Source organism: Pseudomonas sp. HMSC08G10, from assembly GCF_001808425.1.
In the GTDB taxonomy this organism is placed as follows: domain Bacteria; phylum Pseudomonadota; class Gammaproteobacteria; order Pseudomonadales; family Pseudomonadaceae; genus Aquipseudomonas; species Aquipseudomonas guariconensis.
Window position 1 is genome coordinate 455,624 of record NZ_KV793298.1, and the last position, 6,691, is coordinate 462,314.

9 protein-coding genes are annotated in these 6,691 nt (G+C 58.2%); 6 read left to right on the top strand and 3 right to left on the bottom strand.

What is annotated here, in order from left to right:
• Positions 1–63 precede the first annotated feature (63 nt).
• From HMPREF3173_RS08135 to HMPREF3173_RS08145, 3 genes are read right to left on the bottom strand one after another with little or no spacing between them, the layout of a single operon-like run.
• Positions 64–1,338, bottom strand: coding sequence for an amidohydrolase family protein (locus HMPREF3173_RS08135; RefSeq protein ID WP_256544138.1), 1,275 nt, complete (start codon positions 1,336–1,338; stop codon positions 64–66).
• A 15-nt stretch (positions 1,339–1,353) separates the two neighbouring features.
• Positions 1,354–1,824, bottom strand: coding sequence for a cyanase (gene cynS / locus HMPREF3173_RS08140; RefSeq protein ID WP_070572249.1), 471 nt, complete (start codon positions 1,822–1,824; stop codon positions 1,354–1,356).
• 31 nt (positions 1,825–1,855) lie between these two features.
• Positions 1,856–2,515 carry a carbonic anhydrase gene (locus HMPREF3173_RS08145; protein WP_070572252.1) on the bottom strand — a complete coding sequence of 220 codons (660 nt, stop codon included), beginning with the start codon at positions 2,513–2,515 and terminating at the stop codon, positions 1,856–1,858.
• Between the two features lie 111 nt (positions 2,516–2,626).
• Between HMPREF3173_RS08145 and cynR the strand changes: the two genes are divergently transcribed.
• From cynR to HMPREF3173_RS23860, 6 genes are all read left to right on the top strand, one after another.
• A complete protein-coding gene (cynR, locus tag HMPREF3173_RS08150; RefSeq protein WP_070572254.1) occupies positions 2,627–3,541 on the top strand; it encodes a transcriptional regulator CynR in 915 nt (304 codons plus the stop codon).
• A gap of 225 nt (positions 3,542–3,766) precedes the next feature.
• On the top strand, positions 3,767–4,654 hold the full coding sequence (locus tag HMPREF3173_RS08155) for a LysR substrate-binding domain-containing protein (RefSeq protein WP_070572256.1): 888 nt from the start codon (positions 3,767–3,769) through the stop codon (positions 4,652–4,654).
• Between the two features lie 105 nt (positions 4,655–4,759).
• Complete coding sequence (locus HMPREF3173_RS08160) at positions 4,760–5,464, top strand: SDR family oxidoreductase (RefSeq protein WP_070572258.1); 705 nt, start codon at positions 4,760–4,762, stop codon at positions 5,462–5,464.
• A 53-nt stretch (positions 5,465–5,517) separates the two neighbouring features.
• Positions 5,518–6,072 carry a pyridoxamine 5'-phosphate oxidase family protein gene (locus HMPREF3173_RS08165; protein WP_070572260.1) on the top strand — a complete coding sequence of 185 codons (555 nt, stop codon included), beginning with the start codon at positions 5,518–5,520 and terminating at the stop codon, positions 6,070–6,072.
• Positions 6,073–6,088: 16 nt separating this feature from the next.
• Positions 6,089–6,481: a Rid family detoxifying hydrolase gene (locus HMPREF3173_RS08170; RefSeq protein ID WP_070572263.1), complete on the top strand. Its 393-nt coding sequence runs from the start codon at positions 6,089–6,091 to the stop codon at positions 6,479–6,481.
• 97 nt (positions 6,482–6,578) lie between these two features.
• Positions 6,579–6,691: thiamine pyrophosphate-binding protein (locus HMPREF3173_RS23860; RefSeq protein ID WP_139146827.1), on the top strand; the 113-nt coding region annotated here is incomplete at its 3' end.

The following is a 6,691-nucleotide window of genomic DNA, read 5'->3' on the forward strand; positions in this document are numbered from 1 at the left end:
ATCGCATCGAGAAAAAACCGAGCAAGGGGCGAACATTACGGTTCGCCCCTTCTTCTAGGATGCTCAAAAAGCGACAGAACGGCGGTATTCAGAGGTCGCGACGACCTGGCCGCGCTTGAGCACCATCAGGCGCGCCGGCAGATCGAGAATCACATCACGGACCGACTGCGTGTCGATCAGCACCAGGTCGGCATCATTCCCCACCGCCAGGCCGTGGTTCCTCAATCCCAGTGCTTTGGCTGGGCTTGTGGTGAGCATCGCAAGCACGGTCGCCTGATCATCCGCGCCACCGAGATGGCAAGCCGAAAGGGCAAGCTGTGCGATGTTCAACAGATCACCCGTACCATAAGGCGTGAATGCGTTGCGGATGTTGTTGGTCGCCAGGCAGACATTCACGCCCGCGTCGCGCAATGCCCTTACCGGCGTCAGAGCGCGACGCACATTATGACTGTCACCGCGGGCGCCCAGGTGCAGGTCGGTCGCTGGCAGGCACATGACACTGATACCCGCCTGACGCAGCAGATCGATAATCGCAGCCTGTCTATCCGGGGGAACCGCTCCCAGGCTGGTCAGGTGGCCTACGCAGACACGACCTTGATACCCCTGCTCGATGGTCTTTCGCGCGAGGTACTCGATAGTCATGTTCTCGGCGTCATCGGCGAAGTCCTGGTGCAAGTCGATATCTTTGTCGTACTGCTTGGCCAGCTCGAACACGAAGTCGATGTGCTCCAGCGGCGAAACATCGTTATACGGAATTCCCCCGACGACATCGGCCCCCTTCTCCATGGCCTGGACCATCATTTCCTTCATCCCAGGCAGCTTCAAGATCCCTTCCTGGGGGAAGGCGACCACCTGGATATCAATGACGTTACGGAATCGCTCGCGCAGTTCCAGCACCACATCCAACCCCGTGAAACCTTGTGAAGGGTCGAATTCGGCATGCGCACGCACATGGGTGCTGCCCGCCTGTACCAATGCACGCAATACCTGAGTCGAACGTTCCAGAATATCTTCGCGAGTCAGGGTAGGCTTGAGCTCGGCGGTGACAGTGATCGCTTCCTGCAAGGTGCCAGAGCGATTGGCCTTGCGATGCATCACGTTGGCTTTTTCAAGATGCAGGTGCCCTTCGACGAACCCAGGAATCAGCACATTGCCGTTGCCCTGCACTTCCTGCGTCGCCTGGACGGCAATGGTCGGTGCAATCTGCGCGATCTTGCCATCCAGCACCGCCACATCTGTCAATGGCAGACTGTCGTCGATGCGTACATTTCGAAAGATCAAATCCATGCGTGTCATTCCTCGTTCAAAGGCCCGGCCACCCTGCGGCAGCCGGGTCATTGACCTGTGACCGAATCAGAAAGGCTTGGTCGGCAGGTACTTGCCGTCCAGGGTGATCACCGCGCGGGAGCCACCTTCTGGATCGTCGACCTTCTTCACGTCCAGCTTGAAGTTGATGGCGCTGATGATGCCGTCGCCGAACTTCTCATGGACCAGTGCCTTCAGGGTGGTGCCGTACACCTGCAGCATCTCGTAGAAGCGATAGATGGTCGGGTCGGTGGGGACACGGTTTTCGATGCTGCCACGCAGCGGGATGGTCTGCAGCAGCGCCACGGCGTCAGCGTCGAGGCCCAGCTTGTCACCGACAACCTGTGCAGCTTCCGCAGGCAGTGGGTGCTGACCCAGCAGCGCGGCGGTGACGAACGCTTCGGACAGACCGGTACCGTTGGTGATCTGAGCGAAGGACAGATCCTTGCGAGCCTTGGACAACAGGATGACTTCGGTCAGGGCTACGCGGGCATTCTGGCTGACTTGGGACTGGATCATGGTGATATCTCCGTTGGGGGATGAAAGGGGTTCACACAGCGCGCTGAAGCTGATGGGCGACAGCGCGGACATTGGGGTTGCTGGCCAGGGACACGAACTGGCCGGTACGGCCATCGAAGGCGTCGATGCAGCCGCTCTCGATGTCGTAGATCCAGCCATGCAGCGCGACACGGCCCTCCTCGAGGGCCAGGCGTACGGATGGGTGCGTCTGGATGTTGGCCAACTGGGCAATCACGTTCTCGCGCACCATGGCCTCGACCTTCGCCTGCGGGTCCTTGTGGTTACGCGCCTCGTTCACCACCCGGGCGGAGTCGGCATAGCGCAGCCAGCCGGCCACGGCAGGCATGTGGTCCAGGCATTTGCAGGTAGCGATGGCCGTCATGGCGCCACAATCGGAGTGGCCGCAGATCACGATGTCCGATACCTGCAGCGCGGCGACGGCATATTCCACCGAAGCCGACACGCCACCCGGCTCGGGGCCGTAGGACGGCACGATGTTGCCGGCGTTGCGGATGACGAACAGATCACCCGGCTCACGCTGGGTCACCAGCTCTGGTACCAGGCGGCTGTCCGAGCAAGAGATGAACAACGCCCGCGGGCTTTGCTGGGTCGCCAGGTTCTTGAACAGGCCCACGCGCTCGGGGAAGGCGTCTCGCTGGAATTTCAGGAAACCGTCGATGATGTCTTTCATGGCTGACTCCTCAGGTCGCGATGCGATGAGGCAAAGGTTACTCAGCCCATTTCATAAGGTAAAAGTCTCATTTATGATGGACTGCATCAGATAATCTTATGAGAAAGACCCATGCTGGCACGGCATATCCAGTACTTCCTGGCCGTCGCGCAACACCAGAGCTTCACGCGGGCCGCGACGGCCCTGCACGTCTCGCAGCCGGCCCTGTCCCAGCAGGTCCGGCAACTGGAGGAAAGCCTCGGTGCGCAGTTGTTCGATCGCTCAGGCCGCACGACGCGGCTGACCGATGCCGGGGAGGTCTATCTACGTTATGCACAGCGGGCGTCTCAGGAATTGCAGGAGGGCAAGCGCGCCATTCATGACGTGGGCGACTTGAGCCGAGGCTCGCTTCGGGTGGCCGTCACCCCGACTTTCACCACTTACCTGGTGGGCCCGCTCGTCGAGGCATTCCACGGCCACTATCCGAACATCACCTTGAACGTGCGTGAAATCGCCCAGGAGCGCATGGAAGAACTGCTGCTATCCGATGAGCTGGACGTCGGAATCGCGTTCGAAGAAGTGCATGCCCAAGACATCGAGGCCTACCCGCTGCTGGTCGAAACCCTCGCCCTGGTGGTCGGCGCAAAGCATCCGCTGGCCGGGCAACGCGTCATTGGGCCAGAAGCCTTGAACGCCGAATCGCTGATCCTGCTCAGCAGCGAGTTCGCCACCCGCGAGCAGATCGACCGATACTGCCGCCAGCACGACATCCGCCCGCGTGTGCAAATGGAGGCCAATGCCATCAGCGCGGTCATTGAAGTGGTCCGCCGAACCACACTGTCCACCCTGCTGCCCGCCACCATCGCCCTCGCCCACGACGAGCTGGTAGCCATCGAGCTGGACCCGCTGCGACTCCAGCGCACCGCCGTGCTCATGCAGCGCAAGGGCGCCTATCAGAGCGCGGCGGCACGTGCGTTCATTGAATTGGCCACGGAGGTCGTTGGACGCTTGGAGAAGCGCCCGGGCCAGGGAGGCGACCGCTCGTGAGCTGGCTACTCGGAACGTCGTTTGTCCACACAGGCGGGAGCACGATTCAGACGCCAATGGGTCGGTAGCATCGGCCCATGGGGGTAAAGGCGGCTAATTCATCAAGTCCCTGCTGGTTCTACTGACACAGGTTCCTTTCCGTGCTGCTTCGACGTAGCCTCTGAAACTGTATTACTCGTTCCCCGCGAGACAGGAGATCATTCGAGTGTCAGTAGAAAAATTATCATGACCAGACATTCCTCCTTGCCGCCTCTTAACGCGCTCAGAGTCTTTGAGGTGGTTACCCGCCATTTGAATTTCCGGCTGGCCGCCGAGGAACTGGGAGTGACGCAGGCTGCTGTGGCGCAGCAAATTCGAGGGCTTGAGGCAATTCTCGAGTTGAAGCTGTTCGAGCGACTGCCCCGGGGGTTGCGCATGACGGATCCGGGGAGGACCTACAGCCTTGCCATTCGTGAGGCCTTCGCCTTGATCAGCACGGCCACTGAGGCCCTCAAACCCGATGATCTGGATCTGACGGTCAGTGTCACGCCAACATTTGCGGCAAAGTGGCTAATACCCAGGCTGTCTTCGTTCTCAGCAGAGCATCCTCAGATCAATCTGCAGGTACTCGCCACTGATCGAATTTCTCAATTCCGACCTGACGGAGCGGATATCGCTGTCCGCTACGGGCGAGCGCCTTTCGAGAACATGCTCAATGCCAAGCTCCTTTTGCCTGAACGTATCGTTGCGGTCGGTAGTCCGGCCCTGATCGAGAAACTCGGTAGGCCAGAGAGCGTAGAGAAGCTCCAGGAATACACACTGCTGCATGACGCACACAACTTTTGGCCGCAGTTCATTGAACAAGCCTTCCAGAGTACCGTGCTCCTACCCTTCAGAAATGTACGGTTCAATCAGACGGTGCTAGCTATCGAGGCAGCTGCAGCCGGGCAAGGGCTGGCCTTGGCTAGCTACTACTTTGTCAAAGCAGATATAGAAGCGGGCAGATTAGCGCTGGCGATGACTCACCAGATGAGTTTGGAGAAAGCCTACTACCTGGTCTGGCCGCGAAACGCCCATCAGCCGGCGGCCCTTGAAACGGTGCGTGAATGGCTGATGGCGCAAGCTAGCCAATAAAAAATCTACTGACTTGAAGAAGCGTTGATGTCTCTCTGGTGAGCGCTGGGCAGTGCTAGTCTCAATTCACCAACAACCCATCCACGCCTCATTCAGGAGGATGTAATGTCAGTAGAAAAAGTAGCAATCGTCACGGCCGGTGGTAGCGGCATGGGAGCAGCAGCAGCACGTCGACTGGCTGCTGATGGCTTCAAGGTCGGTATCCTGTCGTCCTCGGGCAAAGGGGAAGCGCTGGCACAGGAACTGGGTGGTATTGGGGTAACCGGTAGTAACCAGTCGAATGAAGACCTGCAACGCCTGGTCGACGCGGTCATTCATAAATGGGGTCGTATTGACGTACTGGTAAACAGCGCCGGGCACGGCCCCCGTGCGCCGATTCTCGAGATCAGCGATGAGGATTGGCATAAGGGTATGGAAACATACCTGCTCAACGTGATCCGCCCTACGCGACTGGTGACGCCATACATGCAGCGTCAGAACGGCGGTGCGATCATCAACATTTCTACTGCCTGGGTGTTCGAGCCAAGCGAACTCTTCCCGACTTCGGCGGTATTCCGTGCCGGCCTGGCATCGTTTAGCAAAATCTTTGCTGACAAGTATGCTGCCGACAACATTCGCATCAACAACGTGCTGCCTGGTTGGATCGACAGCCTCCCTGCAACGGAAGAGCGCCGTGAAGGTGTGCCGCTCAAGCGCTATGGCACCAGCGAGGAAATCGCCGCGACGATCGCTTTTCTCGCGAGCGAAGGGGCAGCCTACATTACCGGCCAGAACATCAAAGTCGACGGCGGGGTTACCCGCAGCGTTTGATTGCCTCAGGGTCGTGCGCATTACGCGACCCTTCTTAATTCATCGGGATCGTCATGTTAGATCTGATTCTGGCCAAGGTATGGTCGGATTTATCTATCCCTGTGGGTGATAGTCCGAATCCGTTTCGCTTGATGCAGCTGGCCACGGTTGATGCCGACGGGCAACCCAAGGTAAGCACTGTTGTTTTGCGTGATGTGGATAAGTTAACCAGGTCGATCTTTTTTTATGTGGACAAACGGTCGGCGAAGTACACAGAGATGCTTGCTGAACCTCGAGTCGGCATCGCGTCCATTGATCCGACAGGCAAGCTTCAGCTTCGGTGTGAGGGCCTAGCCGAACCGTTGATAGAGACCTCGCTGCTTGCCCAGCACTGGGAGCAGGCGCGAGGGAGGACCCAAGCGCTTTTTCGTCATGGGCACATACCAGGCGAAGCGATCCCTTTACCGTCAACTGCCTATGAAACGCACAGAGACGGTTTTGAAAATTTTGCTGTAGTGGCTGTCCACCTGAACAAAGTCGAGTGGCTCGACCTTACCCAGGATATCCACCAACGGGCACGCTTCATTTGGCAAGGCGAGCATTGGCAGGCAGGTTGGATCGCCCCCTAAGACAGGATCAATTCTAATGAGCAGAATCGCTATCCACAGTGATCAGGCGCCGAAAGCTATCGGCCCGTATTCGCAAGCAGTCCACATGGGTGAATTGGTTTTCCTGACAGGGCAAATCGCACTTCATCCTGAAAAGATGGAGTTGGCTCAGGGGATTGAAGCCCAAACCATTCAGGTGCTCGAGAACCTCCAGGCCGTCGCACAAGCCGCAGGCGGTAGTTTCTCGGACATTGGAAAACTCACTATTTACCTCACGGACCTCTCGCACTTCGGTGTCGTGAACGAAATCATGAGCCGTTATTTCGAGGCGCCTTTCCCCGCACGCGCTACCGTGGGTGTTTCTGCCCTCGCGTTAAATGCATTGGTTGCAATTGACGCAATCCTGGTACTTCCTCAAAAGGCGGGGTAATCCACCCGCTCTCTTCCCAACAAATTTCAGTTCAGCACTGGGCAGCGATCGCGTCTCTGCCCACGTGAATCACTCTCGATTGTGGCAGGGCAAATAGATGGCCAAGGCAGCCGATCTCGTTGTGCAATGTTTGGAAAGTGAAGGCGTCAAGTATGTGTTCGGCATTCCCGGCGAGGAGAACCTCGACCTGCTGGAATCCCTGCGCAAGTC

Excerpts from the sequence above, each read along its gene's own strand:
- HMPREF3173_RS08160 (WP_070572258.1), top strand. The coding sequence starts at position 4,760 with ATGTCAGTAGAAAAAGTAGCAATCGTCACGGCCGGTGGTAGCGGCATG.
- HMPREF3173_RS08155 (WP_070572256.1), top strand. The coding sequence starts at position 3,767 with ATGACCAGACATTCCTCCTTGCCGCCTCTTAACGCGCTCAGAGTCTTT.
- HMPREF3173_RS08135 (WP_256544138.1), bottom strand. The coding sequence starts at position 1,338 with ATGACCCGGCTGCCGCAGGGTGGCCGGGCCTTTGAACGAGGAATGACA.
- HMPREF3173_RS08170 (WP_070572263.1), top strand. The coding sequence starts at position 6,089 with ATGAGCAGAATCGCTATCCACAGTGATCAGGCGCCGAAAGCTATCGGC.
- HMPREF3173_RS08165 (WP_070572260.1), top strand. The coding sequence starts at position 5,518 with ATGTTAGATCTGATTCTGGCCAAGGTATGGTCGGATTTATCTATCCCT.
- HMPREF3173_RS08145 (WP_070572252.1), bottom strand. The coding sequence starts at position 2,515 with ATGAAAGACATCATCGACGGTTTCCTGAAATTCCAGCGAGACGCCTTC.
- cynS (WP_070572249.1), bottom strand. The coding sequence starts at position 1,824 with ATGATCCAGTCCCAAGTCAGCCAGAATGCCCGCGTAGCCCTGACCGAA.
- cynR (WP_070572254.1), top strand. The coding sequence starts at position 2,627 with ATGCTGGCACGGCATATCCAGTACTTCCTGGCCGTCGCGCAACACCAG.